General features: G+C 70.1%; 20 protein-coding genes. 13 read left to right on the top strand and 7 right to left on the bottom strand.

The window, feature by feature from the left end; translation table 11 throughout:
- Nucleotides 1-36: 36 nt before the first annotated feature.
- Together DI005_RS03930 and DI005_RS03920 are read left to right on the top strand one after the other, a co-directional pair.
- On the top strand, nucleotides 37-942 hold the full coding sequence (locus DI005_RS03930; protein WP_112266618.1) for a LysR family transcriptional regulator: 906 nt from the start codon (nucleotides 37-39) through the stop codon (nucleotides 940-942).
- A gap of 288 nt (nucleotides 943-1,230) precedes the next feature.
- Complete coding sequence (locus tag DI005_RS03920) at nucleotides 1,231-2,148, top strand: SDR family oxidoreductase (RefSeq protein ID WP_113641279.1); 918 nt, start codon at nucleotides 1,231-1,233, stop codon at nucleotides 2,146-2,148.
- Here the strand turns inward: DI005_RS03920 and DI005_RS03915 are convergent.
- The 3 genes from DI005_RS03915 to leuA all read right to left on the bottom strand — a co-directional run bounded on the left by DI005_RS03915 (nucleotide 2,139) and on the right by leuA (nucleotide 5,571).
- Nucleotides 2,139-3,104, bottom strand: a complete 966-nt coding sequence (locus DI005_RS03915; protein ID WP_113641278.1) for a YafY family protein — start codon at nucleotides 3,102-3,104, stop codon at nucleotides 2,139-2,141. The two genes, DI005_RS03920 and DI005_RS03915, sit on opposite strands and share 10 nt — an antisense overlap.
- Nucleotides 3,052-3,660: a DedA family protein gene (locus DI005_RS03910; RefSeq protein ID WP_112265037.1), complete on the bottom strand. Its 609-nt coding sequence runs from the start codon at nucleotides 3,658-3,660 to the stop codon at nucleotides 3,052-3,054. Before DI005_RS03910 ends, DI005_RS03915 begins: the two co-directional genes overlap by 53 nt.
- Before the next feature lie 126 nt (nucleotides 3,661-3,786).
- A complete protein-coding gene (gene leuA / locus DI005_RS03905) occupies nucleotides 3,787-5,571 on the bottom strand; it encodes a 2-isopropylmalate synthase (protein ID WP_112265035.1) in 1,785 nt (594 codons plus the stop codon).
- Nucleotides 5,572-5,822: 251 nt separating this feature from the next.
- Between leuA and DI005_RS03900 the strand changes: the two genes are divergently transcribed.
- The 5 genes from DI005_RS03900 to DI005_RS03880 all read left to right on the top strand — a co-directional run bounded on the left by DI005_RS03900 (nucleotide 5,823) and on the right by DI005_RS03880 (nucleotide 9,046).
- Nucleotides 5,823-6,272 carry a hypothetical protein gene (locus DI005_RS03900; RefSeq protein ID WP_228714023.1) on the top strand — a complete coding sequence of 150 codons (450 nt, stop codon included), beginning with the start codon at nucleotides 5,823-5,825 and terminating at the stop codon, nucleotides 6,270-6,272.
- A gap of 92 nt (nucleotides 6,273-6,364) precedes the next feature.
- Complete coding sequence (locus DI005_RS03895) at nucleotides 6,365-6,850, top strand: YbaB/EbfC family nucleoid-associated protein (protein WP_113641277.1); 486 nt, start codon at nucleotides 6,365-6,367, stop codon at nucleotides 6,848-6,850.
- 23 nt (nucleotides 6,851-6,873) lie between these two features.
- Entirely contained in the window at nucleotides 6,874-7,212 is a 339-nt protein-coding gene (locus tag DI005_RS03890; RefSeq protein WP_113641276.1) for a hypothetical protein, read from the top strand.
- Complete coding sequence (locus tag DI005_RS03885; protein WP_113641275.1) at nucleotides 7,209-8,345, top strand: hypothetical protein; 1,137 nt, start codon at nucleotides 7,209-7,211, stop codon at nucleotides 8,343-8,345. The genes DI005_RS03890 and DI005_RS03885 overlap by 4 nt, the downstream gene beginning before the upstream one ends.
- The gene (locus DI005_RS03880) at nucleotides 8,276-9,046 is read left to right on the top strand and encodes a hypothetical protein (protein ID WP_323808362.1); all 771 of its coding nucleotides are present in this window, start codon (nucleotides 8,276-8,278) and stop codon (nucleotides 9,044-9,046) included. Before DI005_RS03885 ends, DI005_RS03880 begins: the two co-directional genes overlap by 70 nt.
- Here the strand turns inward: DI005_RS03880 and DI005_RS03875 are convergent.
- Nucleotides 9,043-9,636 carry a nitroreductase family protein gene (locus DI005_RS03875; RefSeq protein WP_113641274.1) on the bottom strand — a complete coding sequence of 198 codons (594 nt, stop codon included), beginning with the start codon at nucleotides 9,634-9,636 and terminating at the stop codon, nucleotides 9,043-9,045. The genes DI005_RS03880 and DI005_RS03875 overlap by 4 nt on opposite strands.
- Nucleotides 9,637-9,806: 170 nt before the next feature.
- On the opposite strand from DI005_RS03875, the gene DI005_RS03870 reads away from it, so the two are divergent.
- Together DI005_RS03870 and DI005_RS03865 are read left to right on the top strand one after the other, a co-directional pair.
- Complete coding sequence (locus DI005_RS03870; RefSeq protein ID WP_112265027.1) at nucleotides 9,807-11,069, top strand: aspartate kinase; 1,263 nt, start codon at nucleotides 9,807-9,809, stop codon at nucleotides 11,067-11,069.
- The gene (locus DI005_RS03865; RefSeq protein WP_113641273.1) at nucleotides 11,070-12,146 is read left to right on the top strand and encodes an aspartate-semialdehyde dehydrogenase; all 1,077 of its coding nucleotides are present in this window, start codon (nucleotides 11,070-11,072) and stop codon (nucleotides 12,144-12,146) included. It begins immediately after the preceding gene.
- Nucleotides 12,147-12,238: 92 nt separating this feature from the next.
- On the opposite strand, the gene DI005_RS03860 is transcribed toward DI005_RS03865, so the two are convergent.
- A complete protein-coding gene (locus DI005_RS03860; protein ID WP_112265025.1) occupies nucleotides 12,239-13,384 on the bottom strand; it encodes a DUF418 domain-containing protein in 1,146 nt (381 codons plus the stop codon).
- Between the two features lie 103 nt (nucleotides 13,385-13,487).
- On the opposite strand from DI005_RS03860, the gene DI005_RS03855 reads away from it, so the two are divergent.
- Nucleotides 13,488-13,859 carry a hypothetical protein gene (locus tag DI005_RS03855; protein WP_112265023.1) on the top strand — a complete coding sequence of 124 codons (372 nt, stop codon included), beginning with the start codon at nucleotides 13,488-13,490 and terminating at the stop codon, nucleotides 13,857-13,859.
- Here DI005_RS03855 and DI005_RS03850 read toward each other — a convergent pair.
- Entirely contained in the window at nucleotides 13,798-15,033 is a 1,236-nt protein-coding gene (locus DI005_RS03850) for an MFS transporter (protein ID WP_113641272.1), read from the bottom strand. The two genes, DI005_RS03855 and DI005_RS03850, sit on opposite strands and share 62 nt — an antisense overlap.
- Before the next feature lie 110 nt (nucleotides 15,034-15,143).
- Here DI005_RS03850 and DI005_RS03845 point away from each other — a divergent pair, with 110 nt between their 5' ends.
- The 3 genes from DI005_RS03845 to DI005_RS03835 all read left to right on the top strand — a co-directional run bounded on the left by DI005_RS03845 (nucleotide 15,144) and on the right by DI005_RS03835 (nucleotide 18,107).
- Nucleotides 15,144-16,661, top strand: coding sequence for a DHA2 family efflux MFS transporter permease subunit (locus tag DI005_RS03845; RefSeq protein WP_113641271.1), 1,518 nt, complete (start codon nucleotides 15,144-15,146; stop codon nucleotides 16,659-16,661).
- Nucleotides 16,642-17,241, top strand: coding sequence for a TetR family transcriptional regulator (locus DI005_RS03840; protein ID WP_112265018.1), 600 nt, complete (start codon nucleotides 16,642-16,644; stop codon nucleotides 17,239-17,241). The genes DI005_RS03845 and DI005_RS03840 overlap by 20 nt, the downstream gene beginning before the upstream one ends.
- Before the next feature lie 335 nt (nucleotides 17,242-17,576).
- Nucleotides 17,577-18,107, top strand: coding sequence for a hypothetical protein (locus DI005_RS03835; protein ID WP_112265016.1), 531 nt, complete (start codon nucleotides 17,577-17,579; stop codon nucleotides 18,105-18,107).
- Between the two features lie 79 nt (nucleotides 18,108-18,186).
- On the opposite strand, the gene DI005_RS03830 is transcribed toward DI005_RS03835, so the two are convergent.
- Nucleotides 18,187-19,245 carry an alpha/beta hydrolase gene (locus DI005_RS03830; protein WP_113641270.1) on the bottom strand — a complete coding sequence of 353 codons (1,059 nt, stop codon included), beginning with the start codon at nucleotides 19,243-19,245 and terminating at the stop codon, nucleotides 18,187-18,189.
- Nucleotides 19,246-19,315 lie beyond the last annotated feature (70 nt).

The following is a 19,315-nucleotide window of genomic DNA, read 5'->3' as shown; positions in this document are numbered from 1 at the left end:
ATTTCAATGACCTTGTAGCTGTGCTTCACTGTGCTGGTGGACCTGGGCAGACTGCGGACGCTGCGAGAGTTCGCCGATCGGGGCAGTGTGACCGCGGCCGCACGGGCACTGCACTGCACGCCGTCGGCGGTGTCGCAGCAGCTGCGGGCCCTGCAGGCCGAGGTCGGGCTCGCGCTGACCGAACCGGCGGGGCGGGGGCTGCGGCTCACCGACGCGGGCAGGGCGCTCGTGGCCAGGGCCGACGAGGTGCTTTCCGCGCTCGACCGGGCCGAGGCCGAGCTGGACACCTACCGTCGCTCGCCGCGTGGCCGTGTGCGGTTGGCGATCTTCCCGTCGGCGGGGCTGCTGTTGCTGCCCGGCCTGCTGCCGCGGTTCGCCGCGAGGGACGGGCTCGACGTGGACGTCCGCGACGTCGACATGACCCCGCCCGAGGTGCCGGGGCTGCTCGCCGACCACGACGTGGTGGTGACCCACCGCGACGAGCACGCGCCGCCGTTCGCCGGTGAGCGCATCGACGTGGTGCCCCTGCTGAGGGAGCCGCTCGACGTGGCACTGCCGCCGGGGCACCCGCTCGGCGACCGGGCCCACGTCGAGCTGACCGATCTGGCGACGGAGCAGTGGATCAGCGTCGACGTGGGGTTCCCCGTCGACGACGTCCTGCTCTCGCTGGCGACGCGAACGGGCGTGCGACCGCGTGTGGCGTACCGCTTCAACGACTTCCGGATCACCGAGGCCCTGGTCGCCTCCGGACACGGCATCGCATTGCTGCCCAGGTACACGATGGACACCCGCCGGGTGCTCCGCAGGCCCTTGGCGGGGATCCGGGCGGCGCGGGTCGTGGAGGCGGTGTTGCGAGCGGGCACCCGGCGTCCCGCCGTGACGGCGGTCCTCGACGCCCTGCGCACCGAAGCCGCCGAGGTGGGCGCCGACCCACCCGCCTGACGCCCCGTCCGCGAGTCCCCCGTTCCTGCCCGCGAGTCCCCCGTTCCTGTCCGCGAGTCCCCCGTTCCTGCCCGCGAGTTCTGCGCTCCCGTTCGCGAGTCGTGCGTTCCCACGCCGAGTTGTGCGTTCGGAACAGGGACGGCTCCGACCTGAGCGGGCAACTCGGCGGCCCGAGCGGGGGACTCGCGAACCGGAGCGGGGGACTCGCGAACCGGAGCGGGGGACTCGCGAGACAACCGGTTCCAACCATGACGGGAACTGACAGGGTTCGGCGGCATCGTCGGGTGCATGGGTAACGAACTGGCAGGGAAGGTGGCCGTCGTCGCGGGAGGAACCCGCGGGGCGAGCAGGGGGATCGCGATCGAGCTGGGCAGGCGCGGTGCGTTCGTCTACGTCACGGGAAGGACGTCGGGACAAGAGCGGTCTGAAGTGGACCGGCCGGAGACCATCGAGGGCACCGTCGAGAAGATCGCCGAGGCGGGCGGCGAGGGAGTCGCCGTGCGGGTGGACCACCTCGATTCCGCGCAGGTCGCCGCACTCGCCGAACGTATCGACCGCGAGCACGGCCGGATCGACGTCCTCGTCGACGGCATCTGGGGCGGTGACGAGTACATCGGCTGGGGCAAGCCGGTGTGGGAGATGCCGCTCCACGACACACTGCGCATGATCCGCCTCGGCATCGACGCGCACGTGATCACCAGCCACCACCTCCTCCCGCTGGTGATCCGGCAGCAGGGCGGCCTGGTGGTGGAGATGACCGACGGAACGGCCGAGTACAACGCCAAGTTCCGGGTGGGCACGTCGCTCGGGTTCTACGTCGCGAAGGCCGCCTCGCACAACGTCGCGCGAGCCGAGGCGCACGAGCTGCGCGAGTACGGCTGCACCGCGGTCGCCATGACCCCCGGCTGGCTGCGTTCCGAGGCCATGCTCGAGCACTACGGCGTCACCGAGCAGAACTGGCGCGACGCGCTGGTGAGGGAACCGCATTTCTGCATCTCGGAGTCGCCCGTCTTCGTCGGCCGCGCCGTCGCCGAGCTCGCCGCCGACCCGGACCGGCACCGCTTCACCGGGCAGACCCTCAACAGCGGGCAGCTCGCGAGGATCTACGACTTCGACGACGTCGACGGCAGCAGGCCCGACGCCTGGCGTTACGTCGACGAGGTGCAGGACCCCGGCAAGCCCGCGGACGCCACCGGCTACCGGTGACGGTCGGCCATCCGCTGTGCGGCGTCGGCGAACGCCGCCCGCACGGCGGGTGGTGCCAGCACCTCCACCCCGGTGCCGAGGCCGAGCAGCTGGCCGGCCGCGATGTCCCCTTCCTCCAGCGGCAGCTCCACCTCGGTCCAGCCGTCGGCGTCGGGAGGGCCCGCGGCCTCCAGCGCGGCGAGCGCGACATCGGGCTCGATGTACCTCGGCAGCGCGCGCCGACCGCCCCTGCTCAGCCGCACCCGCACGCGTTGCCGTCGCAGGGAGCGCTCGAACTCCGCCGACGACCGGTGCCACCAGCCGGCCAGGTCGAAATCGGCAGGCCGCTCGAACGTCTCGTCCAGCGGTTCCGACTCGGCGATCCGGCTGACGCGGTAGGTGCGAACGGCGTCGCCGACCCGCGCGACGAGGTACCAGACGCCGGCCTTGAGCACGAGGCCGAGCGGGTCCAGCAACCGGTCGATCACGTCGTCGCCGCGCCGGTAGCTGACCCTGGTCCGGCGCTGCTCCCACACGGCCTGCGCGATCGTCGCGAGGTGCTCGGTGTCGTCCTCCTCGCGGAACCAGCCCGGCGCGTCGAGGTGGAACCGCTGGGCGAGATGCTGGGCCTGCTCGCGCAGCGGGGCGGGCAGGGTAGCCGACACCTTCGCGTGCGCCGCCGAGACGGCGGTGCCAAGGCCCAGCTCGGCGAGCGCGCGCGGCACGCCCATCGCGAAGATCGCCACCGCCTCGCGGGAGGTGAGGCCGTCGAGCCTGGTCCGCCAGCCCTCGACGAGGCGAACCCCGCCGTAGCGGCCGGGTTCGGTCCACAGCGGAACCCCCGACGCCTGCAGCGTGGCGATGTCGCGGTGCATGGTCCGCTCGGAGACGCCGAGCGCCTCGGCCAGTTCGGGGACCGTGGCGCTACGCCTGCTCTGCAGGGTGAACAGCAGTGCCACCAGACGTTCCGCGCGCATAGTCCAGATGATGCCCGGTCCGGCGCCGCCACACCGCGGCGACCAGTGCTGTGAGCACGGCGGCGACAGCGAGCGACAGCAGCAGGCTCGTGAGTGACTCGTCGACCATCGTGCCGCCGAGGTAGCCGAGCAGGACGGCGTAGGTCGACCAGAGGATCACCCCGATGACGGACGCGGTGAGGAACGCCGCGCGTGGCCAGCGCAGCGATCCTGCGAGCAGCGAGCCCGCCGTGCCGCCCGCGGGCAGCCAGCGCGCGATCACGAGGACCGCGACGGGCCGCCGTTCCAGCCGGGCGGTGAGCCAGCGGATGGTCGTGTCGGCGCTGCGCCGCCTTCGCACGCGCGCCAGCGCGCGCGAACCGCCTCGCCTGCCCGTGACGTAGAGCAGGTAGTCGCAGAGCAGGCAACCCGCGGAGGCCACGAGGATGGTCGGCGCGATCGGCCCGTCCTTGGCCGCGGCGACGACGCCCATGCCGATCAGCGTCACCTCGGTCGGGGCCAGCGGCACCGCCGCGATGACGAACAGCGCCAGCAGCGAGAGCGTCGAGACGTCCACGTACCGCTCAACGCAGCCACCACTGAGAACCCCTCAGGGTTGCTCCCTGCTGCCGGACGCACCGAAGGCCACCTTTGTTGCGTTGAGCGCAGCAAAGGTGGCCTTGGGGGCCGACGGCCGGAAGGGTCAGCGGTGCGCGCGGTTCACGGCGGAGACGACGGCGCGCAGGGAGGCGGTGACGATCGACGGGTCGATGCCGACTCCCCAGTACACCTTGTCGTCGATGGCGCACTCGATGTACGAGGCGGCCTTCGCGTCGTCGCCCGGGGTCAGCGTGTGCTCGCTGTAGTCCATCAGCCGCAGGTCGTAACCGACCGTGCTCAGGGCGTCGAAGAACGCGGCGATCGGGCCGTTGCCGCGTCCGGTGATCTCCTGCTCCTCGCCGTCGACGCGAACCGTGGCGGTGAGGTCGTACTCACCGTTCGCGGTCACGTGCTGGCGGACCAGCTCCAGCGGCGTGCGTGGCTCGAGGTACTCGGCCGAGAAGGCGCTCCACATCGTCTCCGGGTCCACCTCGCCGCCCTCGGAGTCGGTGTGCCGCTGGACGGTCTGCGAGAACTCGATCTGCAGCCTGCGCGGCAGGTCCAGCTGGTGCTCGGTCTTCATGATGTAGGCGATGCCGCCCTTGCCCGACTGCGAGTTCACGCGGATCACGGCCTCGTAGGTGCGGCCGATGTCCTTCGGGTCGATCGGCAGGTACGGGACCTCCCACGGGAACTCCTCCACTGGCACGCCCGCCTTCTCGGCCGCGGCGTTCAGCGCGTCGAAGCCCTTGTTGATCGCGTCCTGGTGGGAGCCGGAGAACGCGGTGAACACCAGGTCGCCCGCCCACGGGCTGCGCTCGTGCACCGGCAGCTGGTTGCAGTACTCGACGGTCCGCTTGATCTCGTCCATGTCGGAGAAGTCGATCTGCGGGTCGATGCCCTGGCTGAACAGGTTCATACCCAGCGCCACCAGGTCGACGTTGCCGGTGCGCTCACCGTTTCCGAACAGGCAGCCTTCGATGCGGTCGGCGCCGGCCTGGTAGCCCAGCTCGGCGGCGGCGACGCCGGTGCCCCGGTCGTTGTGCGGGTGCAGGGAGAGGATCACGCCGTCGCGGCGGTCCAGGTTGCGGTTCATCCACTCGATCGAGTCGGCGTAGACGTTGGGGGTCGCCATCTCCACGGTCGCTGGCAGGTTCATGATCACCGGCCGCTCCGGCGTCGGCTGCCAGATGTCGGAGACGGCGTTGCACACCTCGGCGGCGTAGGACAGCTCCGTGCCGGTGTACGACTCGGGCGAGTACTGGAACCGGAAGTCGGTGTCGGAGTACTTCGAGGCGTACTCCACCACCAGGTCGGCGGCCTGCAGCGCGATCTTCTTGATGCCCTCGCGCTCCTCGCGGAACACCACCCGCCGCTGCAGGATCGACGTCGAGTTGTAGATGTGCACGATCGCCCTCGGGGCGCCCTCCAGCGAGGCGAAGGTGCGCTCGATCAGCTCGGGGCGGCACTGCGTCAGCACCTGGATGCGGACATCGTCCGGGATCGCGCCGTCCTCGATGATCTCGCGGACGAAGTCGAAGTCGGTCTGACTCGCGGCCGGGAAGCCGACCTCGATCTCCTTGAAACCCATGCGCACCAGCAGGTCGAAGAACTTGCGCTTGCGGGCGGGCGACATCGGGTCGATCAGGGCCTGGTTGCCGTCGCGCAGGTCGACCGCGCACCACAGCGGGGCGCGGTCGATGCGCTTGTCCGGCCACGTCCGGTCGGGCAGCTGGATGTCCTCGACCAGGCGGTACCACGGCTGGTAGCGGTGGACCGGCATCGACGAGCCGCGCTGGGTGTTCCACACCGGCTGGCCGTCAGGCGCGGGCCGGGACGGCGTGCGGATACGGCTGGCGGGCGATACCGAAGGTTCGGGGGTGCTCATGTCTGGAAATGCTCCTGCTCGGTTGTGGGCTCGGTTACGACCGGCGGCACCACAAAGCCCCGCGACGGGGAGCCGGTCTGATCAGGCCCCGTCGCGGCAGCGAAGCAGGAGAGCACGTGCCACGTCGGCCAGCTTAACCACGGCGTGATCGCGTTGAAAAGCCGGGGCGAGGCCGAACCGTTATCGCCCGGTCGTTCCGTCGAGTTACTGGCGCGTAGCTTTTCGCCGGGAGCCGTGGGAAACTGCGGGGCATGGCTGAGCACGCCGAGAAAAAAGCGCAGGGCAGTGACGCCAGCGACGCCGAGGCCACGCAGGCGCTCCCGCCCAGCCCTTCCGTGTCGACCTTCCGCAACTCCCCCGAGGAGCAGGAGCCGGCGCCGAAGCGCAAGACGGACTGGAAGGCTGTCCGCGACCAGGTCGTCGGCCTGCTGGCCGGCGTGGCCCGCTGGGTCGGCCTGCTGTTCGCGCTGGTGCTGGTCCTGCACGTGATCTTCGTGATCGGCGAGGCCAACCCCGACAACGGCATCGTGTCGTGGGTCGCCGACTGGTCCGAGGGCCTCTCGCTGGGCTTCAAGGACCTCTTCACACCCGACGACCCGAAGCTCTCGGTGCTGGTGAACTACGGCATCGCCGCGATCTTCTGGCTCGTGGTGTCCTCGATCGTGGCCCGCATCATCCGCAGGGTGGGCGGCGCCTCCTGAGCGGAAAACCGGTCCGTGCTCGCGCGGCCTTGTCATAATCGGGCGGCGCATTCGCCCGAATGACGCCCAGCCGCGCACCGCATGGGGTACCGATGTCCGCCCACATGGATCAGCTGATCGCCCAGTTCGAGAACTTCCGGAGCAAGATCCGTCAGGCCGAGGCCAACTTCGCCGGCGTAGGAGAGATGCAGGCGCGGATCGCCGAGATCGAGAGCACCGCGACCTCGCCGGACGGCGGTGTCACGGTGGTCGCGGGCGCCGGAGGCGCCGTCACCGACCTGCGGCTGACCCCCGGCGCGCTGCGTCAGGACCCGGGCCAGCTCTCCGCCACGATCATGAGCACCATGCGGCAGGCGGTCGCGGGTGCGGTCCAGCGGCAGGCCGGGATCGTGGACGACGCGTTCGGTGACACGTTCGGTGTCAACACCTCGGAGCAGGTTCGCCAGGCTCAGGCAGAGGCGTTCGGAACCGCCGAGGAGGAACCTGCGTCGCAGCAAACGCCGCCGCCGACCCGGAGGTCCCGCCCTTCGGACGACGACAACGACGACTACTTCGACCAAGGTTCGATCCTGCGCTGACCGATCCCGACCGAGGGGGCCCGATGCCCGACGGCATACAGACCAACATCGAGGCGATCTCCGCTTACGCCAGGCAACTCCCGCACTACGAGGGGGAGGCCGACAAGTTCGGCAACCTCATCGACGCCGCCGACGTGACAAACGAGGCCTGGGGCGTCATCGGGATCTTCGCCAAGCAGGGTTACACCGATCGCCTCGCGGAGCTGCGGTCCCTGCTGAACGACATGAAGGACGGCGTCGACGGGTTCATCACCAAGCTGAACAGGGCCGCCGAGATGTACCAGGAGGCCGAGGACGCGGGGACGATCACCTTCGGGCGGCACCAGGGGCAGATCGACGCGGCGGGAGGGCACGGCTCATGACCGAGCGGGAGAGCATCGCCGACACGCTCGACGTCCAGGCGTACGACGAGAGCACGGGCGCCAACATCGACCGCGCGATGGGCCACGTGCCGGTGTTCGGCACGGCCTACGACTCCGGCAAGTCGATCGCCGCGCACGCCCAGCAGGCGGCGCAGGCGGACAATCCGCAGGAGCTGGCCTCCGCGGGCGCCGCGCTGGTCGGTGACGGCGCGGCGTTCGTCGGCGCCGCGGCCGGGGACATCGTCACCTTCGCCATGGACCCCATCGGCTGGCTGGTCAGCCACGGGCTCAACATGCTGCTGGAGCTGGTTCAGCCGCTGCAGGACGCACTGCACCAGGTCACCGGCGACGGCCCCGCCATCGGGCACGCCTCCGACAACTTCGTCACCATCGCGCAGGGCTTCGTCGCGCTCGCCGACGACTTCGAGCAGGCGGGCGACACCGCGCTGGCCGAATGGGTCGACGAGGCGGGCAACGCGGCGAAGGAGGCGCTCGGCGACTTCTCCTCCGGCATCCGCGGCATCGGCTCGGCGGCCGGTTCGGTGGCCGAGGTGCTGCAGATGTGGTCGATGGTCATGCAGGTCATCGAAGAGGTGATCAAGGCGATCATCACCGAGCTGGTGTCGTGGCTGATCACCATCTGGCTGCCCGCCCTGGCCGCGTCGGTCATCAGCTTCGGCAGCTCGGTCGCCGCCGCGATGACCGCCTCGATCGCCAAGGCCGCTAGCGTGCTCAAGAAGGTCACCGGCTACCTCGGCAGGTTCGGCAAGCTGCTCGACACCTTCATCGACTTCCTGGCGAAGTACTCGACGAAGGTCATGGAGATGACCAGGAAGTTCCGCCTCGGGACCTACGCCGGTGAGTCGAAGTTCTCGCTCGAGGTTCTCGAGCACACCGCCGGGGTGCCGTTCAACCCGAGCAACCGGGCGCTCACCACGATGTTCCAGACCTCGGCCGGTGTTCAGCCGTTGGTCGCCGGTGCCGGAGCCAAGGCCGGTGTAGCGGCGGGGCGGACCGCCTACAGCGAGGGCACGGAAGACGTCAGCGTCGGAGGGGACGAGCCGTGGTTCGACAAGAGCGAGATCGGCGGGGACCAGAGCGCGGAGGAGACCCGAGGGAACCTCGACATCTAGCCGGCACGCCGGAGGAGCTGATCGCCCAGGCGCCCACCGAGGCCAGGCGGCGGGCGGCGGAGAAGATCTTCGCTCACGAGGAGCGGCTCGACGCGAAGCGCGACAAGACGCTGGTCCGCCCCGGTTTCCGGGAACGGGTCGAGGAGCTGCTTCGCGGTCAGTGGCGCGAGCCGGTGATCGTGCTGCGCCTGAGCGACGACGGACTCGGGTTCGAGGTGCCCGGCAGGCGCATGGACGGCACGGTCAAGGGCAAGAAGCTGATCCGTCGCTTCTGCTGGAACATCGTGCGCGGCATCGGCGTCTCGGTGCTCTCCGTCTTCGCCTTCGTCAACGGCGCGGGCAGCGGCGGAGGCAAGTGGGGGAACCCGTTCAAACGGCAGATCCGCGTGAAGGGCCCCGAGAACGCGATGGTGCTCGACCTGGTGGACCGGCTCCGCGGGGCGAAGGGACCGTGGCTGGCCTGCTCGCCGTCGTGGCTGGCGATCGTTGACACCGGATCGACCTTCACCGACCCGGCCGACGCGCCCCCGCCGCGGATCCTCTGGCAGGCGCGGCGGCCGCAGGCGCCGGAGGTCGACCTCCGCGGGCGGACCATCACCTGGCCGGACGGGTCGACGTTCGAGTTCCCCCTGCACGGCCGCGCCGAGGACCGGCACCTCCGGACGTTCCTCGGCCCGGGGGGCGCGATCAACTGGCCTTAGAACGCGGGGGTGCCCCAGCTGCCCGTGAAAGCGAAGTCCTCCAGCGGCACGCGTTTGCGCGGTGCGCTTTCCCTCGTGATGTCGCGCTCCTCGCCGAGCACCTCCGGCTCGGCGAGGCCGCCGACGGCGATCGCGACGAGTGGCCGGACCTCGTCGGGCAGGCCGAACTCGCGGCTCACGGCCTCGTGGTCGAAGCCGGCCATCTGGTGCGCGACGAGCCCCTCGGCCACGGCCTGCAGCACGAGGTTCTCCGCCGCGAGCCCGGCGCCGTACTCGGCGTAGGGGATCGCACCCTTCTCGTTGTGTGTGAGCGCGAGCACCACGAGCAGCGCCCCCGCGCGGTGAGCCCAGGACTGGTTGCGGCGCGTGAGCGTGCCGAGGATGCGGTCGTAGGTGTCCGCGCCCCTCCTGCCGACCAGGAAGCGGGCGGGCTGGGTGTTGCCGAACGACGGCGCCCACCGCGCGGCCTCCAGCAGCGCGCGGAGCTGGTCGGCTGTGACATCGGCCATGTCGTCGAGGGCCCTCGGGCTCCATCGCCGCGCGATCAGCTCGTGCACCGGGGCGCTCGTCTCGGCTTCCTTGTCACTCATGGGCTCACTGTAGGTCAGCGGTGTGGTACGCGTGGCGCTCGGCGAGTGGCCGGGGCCACAAAGCGAGATGTCCTCGGTGCACACCCCCGGTACTCTGTCCCGAAGGTATGGAGCGGGCCCTTCGCAACAGAACCGTGAGGTGTGCTCGCTCCGGCGAGGAGGTTCGGCAAGTGGCGCTCGTGGTCCAGAAGTACGGCGGTTCGTCGTTGGAGAGCGCAGACCGGATCAAGCGCGTTGCCGAGCGGATCGTTGCCACCAAGAAGGCGGGCAACGAGGTCGTGGTGGTGTGCTCGGCGATGGGTGACACCACCGACGAACTGCTCGATCTCGCGGAACAGGTGAACCCGGTTCCCCCGGAACGCGAGATGGACATGCTGCTGACGGCAGGAGAGCGGATCTCCAACGCGCTTGTCGCGATGGCGATCTCGGCGCAGGGTGCCGAGGCGTGGTCGTTCACCGGTTCGCAGGCGGGGGTCGTCACCACGTCGGTGCACGGCAACGCGCGCATCATCGATGTCACGCCCAGTCGCGTGACCGACGCGCTGGAGCAGGGCTACATCGCACTGGTGGCCGGGTTCCAGGGCGTCGCGCAGGACACCAAGGACATCACCACGCTCGGCCGGGGTGGCTCCGACACCACCGCGGTGGCGCTCGCCGCCGCGCTCAACGCCGATGTGTGCGAGATCTACTCCGATGTGGACGGTGTGTACACCGCCGACCCGCGGATCGTGCCGAACGCGCGCAAGCTCGACACGGTGCCCTATGAGGAGATGCTCGAACTCGCCGCCAGCGGCTCGAAGATCCTGCACCTGCGCTCGGTGGAGTACGCCCGCCGCTACGGCGTGCCGATCCGGGTTCGTTCTTCCTACAGTGACAAGCCGGGCACGACCGTGGCCGGTTCGATTGAGGAGCTCCCCGTGGAACAAGCGTTGATCACCGGTGTGGCCCACGACCGCTCGGAGGCCAAGATCACGGTCACCGGGGTCCCGGACCACGCGGGCGCGGCAGCGAGGATCTTCCGCACCGTCGCGGACGCGGAGATCGACATCGACATGGTGCTGCAGAACATCTCCAACACCACCGGCCGCACTGACATCACCTTCACGCTGTCGAAGGCGAACGGCCCCAAGGCCGTGAGCGAGCTCGAGAAGATCAAGGCGGAGCTGGACTTCTCGGCCGTGCTCTACGACGACCACGTCGGCAAGGTCTCGCTCGTCGGCGCGGGCATGCGCTCGCACCCCGGTGTCACGGCGTCCTTCTGCGAGGCGCTCGCGAAGTCGGGCGTGAACATCGAGATCATCAACACCTCGGAGATCCGGATCTCGGTGTTGATCAGGGACGCGCAGCTCGACGACGCGGTGCGCGCGATTCACGAGGCATTCGAGCTCGGCGGCGACGAAGAGGCCGTCGTTTACGCAGGGAGTGGACGCTAGATGACTGCACAGGGCCCCACGCTGGCTCTGGTCGGCGCGACCGGAGCGGTCGGCACCGTCATGATCGACATCATCAACGGGCGCGAGAGCGTGCCGTGGGGTGAGATCCGGCTGATCGCCTCCGCGCGGTCGGCGGGCAAGAAGATCGTGGTGCGCGGTGAGGAGCTGACGGTCGTCGAGCTGAAGCCCGAGGCGTTCGACGGCGTCGACGTCGCGATGTTCGACGTGCCCGACGAGGTCTCCGCCGAATGGGCTCCGGTCGCCGCCGCGCGCGGCGCCGTGGCCGTCGACAACTCCGGCGCGTTCCGCATGGACGACGAGGTGCCGCTCGTGGTGCCCGAGGTCAACGCGGACAAGGTCGCGCAGCGACCCAAGGGCATCATCGCCAACCCCAACTGCACCACGCTGTCGATGATGGCCGCGCTCGGCGCGCTGCACCGCGAGTTCGGGCTCACCGAGCTGGTGGTGGCGTCCTACCAGGCCGCTTCCGGTGCCGGGCAGGGCGGCATCGACCGGCTGTACGCCGAGCTGGAGGCCGTGGCGGGCAAGGGACTCGGCTCGAAGGCCGGCGACGTCCGCGCCGCGCTCGAGTCGGCCGGACTGTCCATGGCGGACACTCCGTTCGCCGGAACTCCGTTGGCGCTCAACGTGATCCCGTCTGCTGGCTCCTACAAGGGCGACGGCTGGTTCTCCGAGGAGCTGAAGGTGCGCAACGAGTCACGCAAGATCCTCGGCATCCCGGACCTGAAGGTGTCGGCCACCTGCGTGCGCGTACCCGTGGTCACCACGCACTCGCTCGCGGTTCACGCCACGTTCTCCCGTGAGGTGACCGTCGAGGCCGCGCACAAGGTGTTCGAGCAGCAGCCTTCGATCGTGCTCGTCGACGACCCGGAGAAGGGCGAGTTCCCGTCGCCCGCCGACGTGGTGGGTGGCGACCCGACCTACGTCGGCCGGGTCCGCCAGGCGCTGGACTTCCCGAACACGCTCGACTTCTTCGTGTGCGGCGACAACCTCCGCAAGGGTGCCGCCCTGAACACGTACGAGATCGCCGAGGAGCTCGCGCAGACCCTCGCCTGAGTCACCTACTGCAGTGAAGGCCACCTTGCCTGCGTTCAACGCAGGCAAGGTGGCCTTCACTGCAGCTGGGCACGGCTGACCTCGCCGTGCGGTCAGTGCGCCGTCGCGTCCACGCGCTCGCGGGATCGTTGCGGCGCCTGGTAAGCCCAGTGCCACACCTGCTCCAGCGGGCCGCGCGAGAACCGGGACAGCCACCACGACGCCAGCAGCATCAGCAGCGCGCACACGCTGACGAAGAGCGCGGCGACCCACCACGGGCGGGCGTCGGCGAACATGGCCGCGAGGCCGAACCCCCAGCCGTAGCACAGGATCGAGCACACGACGTTCTGCCCGACGTAGCACGACAGCGCCGAGCGCCCCACGGCCGTCAGGCCACGCCGCAGCGGTCCGGCCTCGTCGCGCATCCGGTGCAGCAGCCACGGCACCAGGCCGAGCAGGCCGAACGCCACGAGCGGAGCGGCGAGGTATCGGTCGGCCAGGAACCACTCCGTCCCGGCGAACGACGTGAGCAGGTTCAGCGGGACGCCGACGCCGAGCCCGATCCGCATCAGCCGCACCTGGACAGCACGCCCTGACGACGTCAGCGCCCCCGCCCGCCACAGCCGCACCCCGGCCAGGAACAGCACCGTGCTGAGCGGGATCGCGAACAGCGCCTCGGCGCGGTACGTGGCGAAGTCGGAAAGCCGCGTGCTCACCTGCTCGGGCCAGCTGTCGGTGCTCGTGGCGGCGCCGCCGGAGACCGTCGCGTCGGAGAGCACGAGAGCAGCCGTGAGCAGGCCGATGACCGTGACGTGCAGCGCGGCCACGCCGATGAGCCAGCCGCGCTGCACCCGGGCACTCCGGCCGACGAGGAACGCCACGAGCACCGATACCACGGCGTAGTACATGAGGACGTCGAACTCGAAGATCAGGACGTAGTGCAGAAGGCCCTCGACCAGCAGCAGTGCCGAACGCCACAGATACCAGCCGGGCCAGCGCCTACCGCGCCGCATCGCCGCGCGGTACTGCAGTTCGAGCCCGATCCCGAACAGCAGCGACAGCAGTGCCAGGAACTTGCCGTTGGTGAGGAAGCGCAGCACCGTCTCGGTGAACCCGGCGACCGAGTCCGGTGCGGGACCGGTGAGGAATCCCGCTGCCCCCAGCGGGTCGGTGAAGATCCAGATGTTGGTGCCCAGCGTGCCGAGGATCGCGATGCCCCGGATCACGTCCAGGGCGGTGACGCGCCCACTACCTGCCATGATTCCCTCCCGCGACGAAACTAGGGCCGCGGGGCGCCGAGGGCGTCGTCCTGAAGTCGGAGGCCGGGTGGGCAAAAGGGAGGAACCCGGTAGGTTCTGCGGCATGCTGAAAAGGTGCGCGCCGGTCGCGCTGGGACTGTTGCTGCTCACGGGCTGCTCCGAGGTGAACGAGGCCGTCGACCAGGTGAACTCGGCGACGAGCAAGGCGAGCGTGTGCAGCCAGGCTCTGGGCATCGTCGACCTGAACCCGAACGTGGACCCGCAGGAGGTGCAGGCGCGCGCCGAGGAGAAGGCGAACCAGCTGCAGGACCTGGCCAACCAGGTCGCCGAACAGGACGTCAAGCAGACGCTCGGCGCGATGGCCGACGGCTACCTCGAGCTCGAACAGCAGAAGCTGGACAACATGAACGCGTTCAACCAGTGGTTGCAACGGAATCTGAACAACCTGGAGCAGTTGCGCCAGGCCTGCCTGTAACCGACGGCCGCGCTGGGCGGCGCTGCAGCAGCCAGCCTGCGAGGGCGAACAGCAGCCCGCCCAGCCCCGCGGCCACGAACCCCCAGCCTGGCTGGGAGTGATCGATCACGAAGCCCACCACCGGCGCGCCGATCGCCATCCCGATCCGGGTCGCCGAGTCCTGCAGGCCCATCGCCTCGCCGCGTACGGACACCGGTGCGAGCCTGCTCACCGACTCCGTCGTCGCGGCCAGCGTCGGCGCGCACGCCAGGTTCGTCGGCACGAGTGCGAGCGCCAGCAGCCACCACGGATCGGTCACCAGCGCGACCGGAATCACCAGCACGGCGAGCAGAACCATCAGCGGTAGCTGGGAGAGCGACCTCGGCACCGCGCCGTGGATGAGCCCGCCCGTCAGCGACGCGACGCACATCACGGCAATCACGACACCGGTCCAGCCGACCTCGCCGGACTCGCGAAGGGCCGCGAGTGCCGCGAGCTCCGTGCCCATGAGCACGAACAGGGCGCCCATGGCGACCAGCAGCGTGCCGATCAGCGGCGCGCCGAGCCACGCGCGGATCCTCGGCCGCGTGCCCGGTGTCGCGCCGCGCTCCTCCTCGGTGCGGATGGGCGGATCCACCAGGTACAGCGCCGCGGCGCACGCCCCGAACACGATGCCGATGCCCGTGAGCGCCACGGTGGACGAGAGCTGCGTGCTCGCCGCGATGCCGAGCGCGGGGCCGATCATGAAAGTGGTCTCGAGCGAGATGGTGTCGAGCGAGTAGGCCGCGCGCCGCCGGGGCTCGGGCACGAGTGCGGTGATCACCTGGCGGGCGATCGAACCGGCCGGCAGCACGAGCGCCCCGGCGGGCAGGGCCACGACGAGCAGCGCCTGGTACGGCAGGTACGGCACGCTCACCCAGAACGCCGTCGACGCGAGCCCGCACACCGCGACCACGGGGCGCAGGCCGTGCCGGTCGATCAGCCTGCCGATCAGCGGCGCCGCGAGTGCCGTGCCGGCCGTGGTGGCCGTGCCGACGAGCCCGGCCGCGCCGTAGCCGTGCCCAAGCTCGCTGACGATGTGCAGCGTCAGCGTGATGCTTGTCGCCGTCATCGGCAGCCGGGCCAGTGTCATCAGCAGGAAGGACGTTTTCGTCCCTGGCAGGCGGAGGACGTCGAGGTAGGGCTGCAGCGGCACAACGTCCAGACAAGCGCAACCTGGTACGCCCGTGCAACTTCTTTTCGGTGGCGCCGGACGAAAAATGGTAGCTACTATCAAAAGGTAGTTACTGTCGAAAGGTGGTCGCCATGGCTGCTCCCGATCCACGCCGCTGGTGGGCCCTCGGTGCGCTGGTGTTCGCGGTACTCGCGTTCGGCCTGGACGTCACGGTGCTCAATGTCGCGCTGCCGACGCTGGCCGTGGACCTGCAGGCCTCGACGAGCGAGCTGCAGTGGTTCGCGAACTCGTACACGCTCGTGCTCGCCGCAGGGCTCCTTCCCGCCGGCCTGCTCGGCGACCGGTTCGGACCCAAACGGCTGCTCGTCGTGGCACTCGTGGTCTTCGGTGTGGCGTCGGTGGCGTGCGCCTACGCGGGCACGCCCGAGCTGCTGATCGCCGCCCGCGCGCTGCTCGGCGTCGGTGGCGCGCTGCTGGTCCCGCTGTCGATGTCGGTGCTGACCGTGCTGTTCCCCGGTGAGGAGCGGGCGCGTGCGATCGGCGTGTGGTCGGCGGCGATCGCACTCGGCATCCCGCTCGGTCCGGTGGTCGGTGGCTGGCTGCTCGACAACTTCTGGTGGGGCTCCGTCTTCCTGATCAACGTGCCGTTCGTCGTGGTCGGGGTCGTCGCGGTCGCGTTCCTCGTGCCGCGCCTGCCCGGGAGGCCGGATCAGGGCATCGACGGTGTCGGCATCGCGCTCTCCAGCGCAGGCCTCGTGTCGCTCACCTACGGGCTGACCGAGGCGGGCGAGCGCGGCTGGAGCTCTGCCGTCGCGCTCGTCCCGCTGGTCGCCGGCGTGGTGCTGCTCGTGGGGTTCGTGCTGTGGCTGCGGCGAGCGACGCACCCGCTCGTGGACCGGGAATTGTTCCGTTCGGCGGGGTTCACGTGGGGTGCGGTGCTGGCGACACTCGCGTCGTTCGCCCTCATGGGCGCGATGTTCGTGCTGCCCCAGCTCTTCCAGGCCGTGAACGGCGCCGACGCGCTCGGCACCGGGCTGCGGCTGCTGCCCATTGTCGGCGGCCTGCTGGTCGGCGTGCAGGTGGCAGAGCGGCTGCGCGAACGGCTCGGCGCGAAGGTCGTGGTCGCCGCGGGATTCGCGATCATGGCGGTGGGCGGGGTGCTGGGTACCGCGACGGATGCCGCCGACGGCTACGGCTTCATCGCGACGTGGATCACCGTGCTCGGGCTTGGCCTCGGGTTCGCCCTGCCGCCAGCCATGGACATCGCGATGGGCTCGCTGGACACCGAGCGCAGCGGGGTCGGCTCGGGCCTGCTCCAGGCGATGCGGCAGGTTGGGGGCACGCTCGGGGTCGCGATCCTCGGGACCGTGCTGAACGCGGGCTACACCTCCGCCGTCGACGTCACCGGGCTGCCGCCCACCGCGGCCGACGCCGTGCGTGACAGCGCCGCCGCTGGGGTGCAGGTCGCCAGGGAGGCGCCGGGTCTGCTGGGCTCCGTGCGCGACGCGTTCGTCAGCGGCATGACCGCGACCCTGTGGGTGAGCGCGGCGTTCGCGGTGGCCGGCGTTGTGCTCACATTGAGGTTCCTGCCGAGGCGGCCAGAGGATGTCGTGCGGGCAGAATCAGGGCATGACTACGTCGCCAGCTGACAAGCCGGTCGGGCTCCGGGAACGCAAGAAGGCCAGGACGCGCGCGGCGATCCAGGACCACGCGCTCCGGCTGTTCACCGAGCAGGGCTACGCGGCGACGACCGTCGAGCAGATCGCCGAGGCCGCCGAGGTCTCGCAGAGCACCTTCTTCCGGTACTTCCCGACCAAGGAGGACACGGTCCTCTACGACCGGCTCGACCCGGTGCTGATCGAGCATTTCGTGAACCAGCCCGCCGACGTCGGGCCGATCGCGGCGATCAAGGCGGCGGTGCACGCCGTCTTCCGCGGCCTCTCTGCGGAGGAGGCCGAGCTGGAGGCCGTGCGGCAGCGGCTCGTCATCTCGGTGCCCGACCTGCGGGCCAAGCTCTTCGAGCAGTTCACCGAGGGCATGCGGATGCTGCACGACGCGATCCTGCGGCGGCTCGGGCGCGAACGTGACGACTTCGCGGTCCGGATGTGGACGGGTGCGCTCACTGGCGTGATCCTGGCTGCCTATGTCACGTCGATCGAGGAGGGCGGGGACTTCCTCGAGTACATCGACCGGGGCCTGACCCAGTTCGAGCGGGGCCTGCCGCTGTGAGGTGAGGGCCGTTCGTGTGTGTCCGTTAGGCCCTCCGTGGTCCACGCGACACGCACGCACCACGGGGTGATGGGTGAGTGGGGCACCCGAATGCGCCCGCACGGATGACCTGCCCGTACCACCGGGTGACGCGACTGCGGAGCGTGGTTTTCATGCTGATCTTCCGGATGAAGCGCAACAGTTCAAGGTTCATCAGTTGCGGGCGACTATCGCTCGGCGAATTCGGCACGTGAGGGTTGGAAACTGTCGTGTCCTCGGATCGGCTGGTGGATCACTGACCCGGTTGGTATCCATGGTCCCGTCGGGCTTTCAGGAGGGCCGGGAGGTTTTACGAAATGAAAAGCAAATTCGCTCGCGTGGTGGCCGCCGTCGCGACAGGTGCGATGCTCGCGCTGACCACGGCAGGGGTGGCCGCGGCGAGCAATTCAGGCGGGGGTAAGGGCTCCACGTCGACCGAGGCGGCCGGGGCGCAGGTCCTCGAACTACGGGACCAGCTCGCCAAGGTGGCCTACTCCGGGGACGTGCGGGGGACGCAGGACACGCTCGCGGACCTCGATCCGCTGCTCGCCGACCTGGCGGCAGGCCAGATCTACACGATCCAGGCCGACGCGCAGAACCAGGCCGGCACCGCGAAGTCGCAGAACAGCGAGGTCAGCGAGGTGCTGGCCGACCCGGCCGCCGAGCCGAGGGCCTACACCCAGCAGGTGCCGGGGCTGCCGCCGCTGCCCGACCCGCTGAGCATGGTCAACGGCTTGCTGCAGGGTCTGCTGGAGAGCCTGCAGGCGCTGCTGAACTCGCTGCTCGGCTCCGTTCCGCCGCTGCCGGCGGTTCCCGAGGTCCCCGGGGTGCCCGTGCCGGTGCCATGATCCTCACCAAATGAGGGGGACCGGAATCCGGCGTGGAATTGCTTCCACGCCGGATTCCGCTATTTCGGGGAAAGAAGCCTCACGGCTTGAGGCTGAGGCCCATTCTCAGTGCGCCCGCCGCTTCCGCCGTCGCCTCGCGGAATCGCTTGCCGACGCCGAGGAAATTGACGTAACCGTGGATGAGATCGGCCTGCCTGCTGAGCGCGACGGGCACGCCGGCGGCGGACAGCTTGGCGGCGTAGGCCTCGCCCTCGTCCCGCAGCGGGTCGAACCCGGCGGTCGCGATGTAGGCGGGTGGCAGCCCGGAGAGGTCCTCGGTGAGCAGCGGCGAGAGCTTCCGGTCGGTGCGGTCGACGCCCTCGGGCGCGTAGTGGTCGAGGAACCACGTCATGTGCTCGTCGGTGAGGAAGAAGCCATTGCCGAACAACTCGCGCGAGCGGCGGCGCACGCTCGCGTCGACACCTGGATAGAGCAGTAGCTGGAACGCGGGCGCCGGGCCGCCGCGCTGCGTGGCGACCTGTGCCGTCACGGCCGAGAGGTTGCCGCCCGCGCTGTCGCCGCCCACCGCGATGCGGTCGGGGTCGGCGTCGAGATCGGCGGCCTTGGCGTGGGCGAAGTCGAACGCCGTGAGCGCGTCCTGCTGGGCGGCGGGGAACGGGTGCTCGGGCGCGAGCCGGTACTCCACCGACAGCACGCGCACACCCGCGTGCTTGGCGAAGAAGCGCGCGGTGTTGTCGTGGCTCGCTCGGGTGCCGATCACCCAGCCGCCGCCGTGATAGAAGACCAGCAGCCCGGAGCCGGGGGCGAGGCCCTCCGGGGTGTAGAGGGTCGCGGGGATCTCGCCGTGCTCGGCCGGGATCGAGACGTCGCGCGTGGTGACGGGTTGGATGGGCTTGCCGCTGACGAGCTGCCGCGAGACGTCCAGCGCCGCCCTCGACTGCTCCACGGTGGCGTCCCTGCTGACCAGTGCCGCGCCGGAGAGCTGCTGCATGCGGAGCAGGAGCTGGGCGTCGAGCGCGAGCTCCTGGCCGTCGAGCCGGATCGGTCTGCCCGCGACGGCCCGGCGCAGCGGGCGGGGAAGCGCGTAGAGCAGCTGTGCGGCCGCGGCCTGCACCCGGATCTGGAGCGGAATCGCCATTCTTCCTCCCGTCAGCGATGACGGGACCGAGGCTACTGATCGGTAGCTTCGGGCGCCAGATGTGACCGAT

It is taken from the genome of Prauserella sp. PE36, assembly GCF_003311655.1.
Classification (GTDB): domain Bacteria; phylum Actinomycetota; class Actinomycetes; order Mycobacteriales; family Pseudonocardiaceae; genus Prauserella_A; species Prauserella_A endophytica.
This window is presented reverse-complemented; position numbering and strand designations above follow the sequence as displayed.

Coding starts and splice junctions, on each gene's coding strand:
- DI005_RS03920 (WP_113641279.1), top strand. CDS start 1,231: ATGGGTAACGAACTGGCAGGGAAGGTGGCCGTCGTCGCGGGAGGAACC.
- DI005_RS03830 (WP_113641270.1), bottom strand. CDS start 19,245: ATGGCGATTCCGCTCCAGATCCGGGTGCAGGCCGCGGCCGCACAGCTG.
- DI005_RS03835 (WP_112265016.1), top strand. CDS start 17,577: ATGAAAAGCAAATTCGCTCGCGTGGTGGCCGCCGTCGCGACAGGTGCG.
- DI005_RS03895 (WP_113641277.1), top strand. CDS start 6,365: ATGTCCGCCCACATGGATCAGCTGATCGCCCAGTTCGAGAACTTCCGG.
- DI005_RS03840 (WP_112265018.1), top strand. CDS start 16,642: ATGACTACGTCGCCAGCTGACAAGCCGGTCGGGCTCCGGGAACGCAAG.
- DI005_RS03915 (WP_113641278.1), bottom strand. CDS start 3,104: ATGCGCGCGGAACGTCTGGTGGCACTGCTGTTCACCCTGCAGAGCAGG.
- DI005_RS03855 (WP_112265023.1), top strand. CDS start 13,488: ATGCTGAAAAGGTGCGCGCCGGTCGCGCTGGGACTGTTGCTGCTCACG.
- leuA (WP_112265035.1), bottom strand. CDS start 5,571: ATGAGCACCCCCGAACCTTCGGTATCGCCCGCCAGCCGTATCCGCACG.
- DI005_RS03845 (WP_113641271.1), top strand. CDS start 15,144: ATGGCTGCTCCCGATCCACGCCGCTGGTGGGCCCTCGGTGCGCTGGTG.
- DI005_RS03890 (WP_113641276.1), top strand. CDS start 6,874: ATGCCCGACGGCATACAGACCAACATCGAGGCGATCTCCGCTTACGCC.
- DI005_RS03875 (WP_113641274.1), bottom strand. CDS start 9,636: ATGAGTGACAAGGAAGCCGAGACGAGCGCCCCGGTGCACGAGCTGATC.
- DI005_RS03865 (WP_113641273.1), top strand. CDS start 11,070: ATGACTGCACAGGGCCCCACGCTGGCTCTGGTCGGCGCGACCGGAGCG.
- DI005_RS03900 (WP_228714023.1), top strand. CDS start 5,823: ATGGCTGAGCACGCCGAGAAAAAAGCGCAGGGCAGTGACGCCAGCGAC.
- DI005_RS03860 (WP_112265025.1), bottom strand. CDS start 13,384: ATGGCAGGTAGTGGGCGCGTCACCGCCCTGGACGTGATCCGGGGCATC.
- DI005_RS03885 (WP_113641275.1), top strand. CDS start 7,209: ATGACCGAGCGGGAGAGCATCGCCGACACGCTCGACGTCCAGGCGTAC.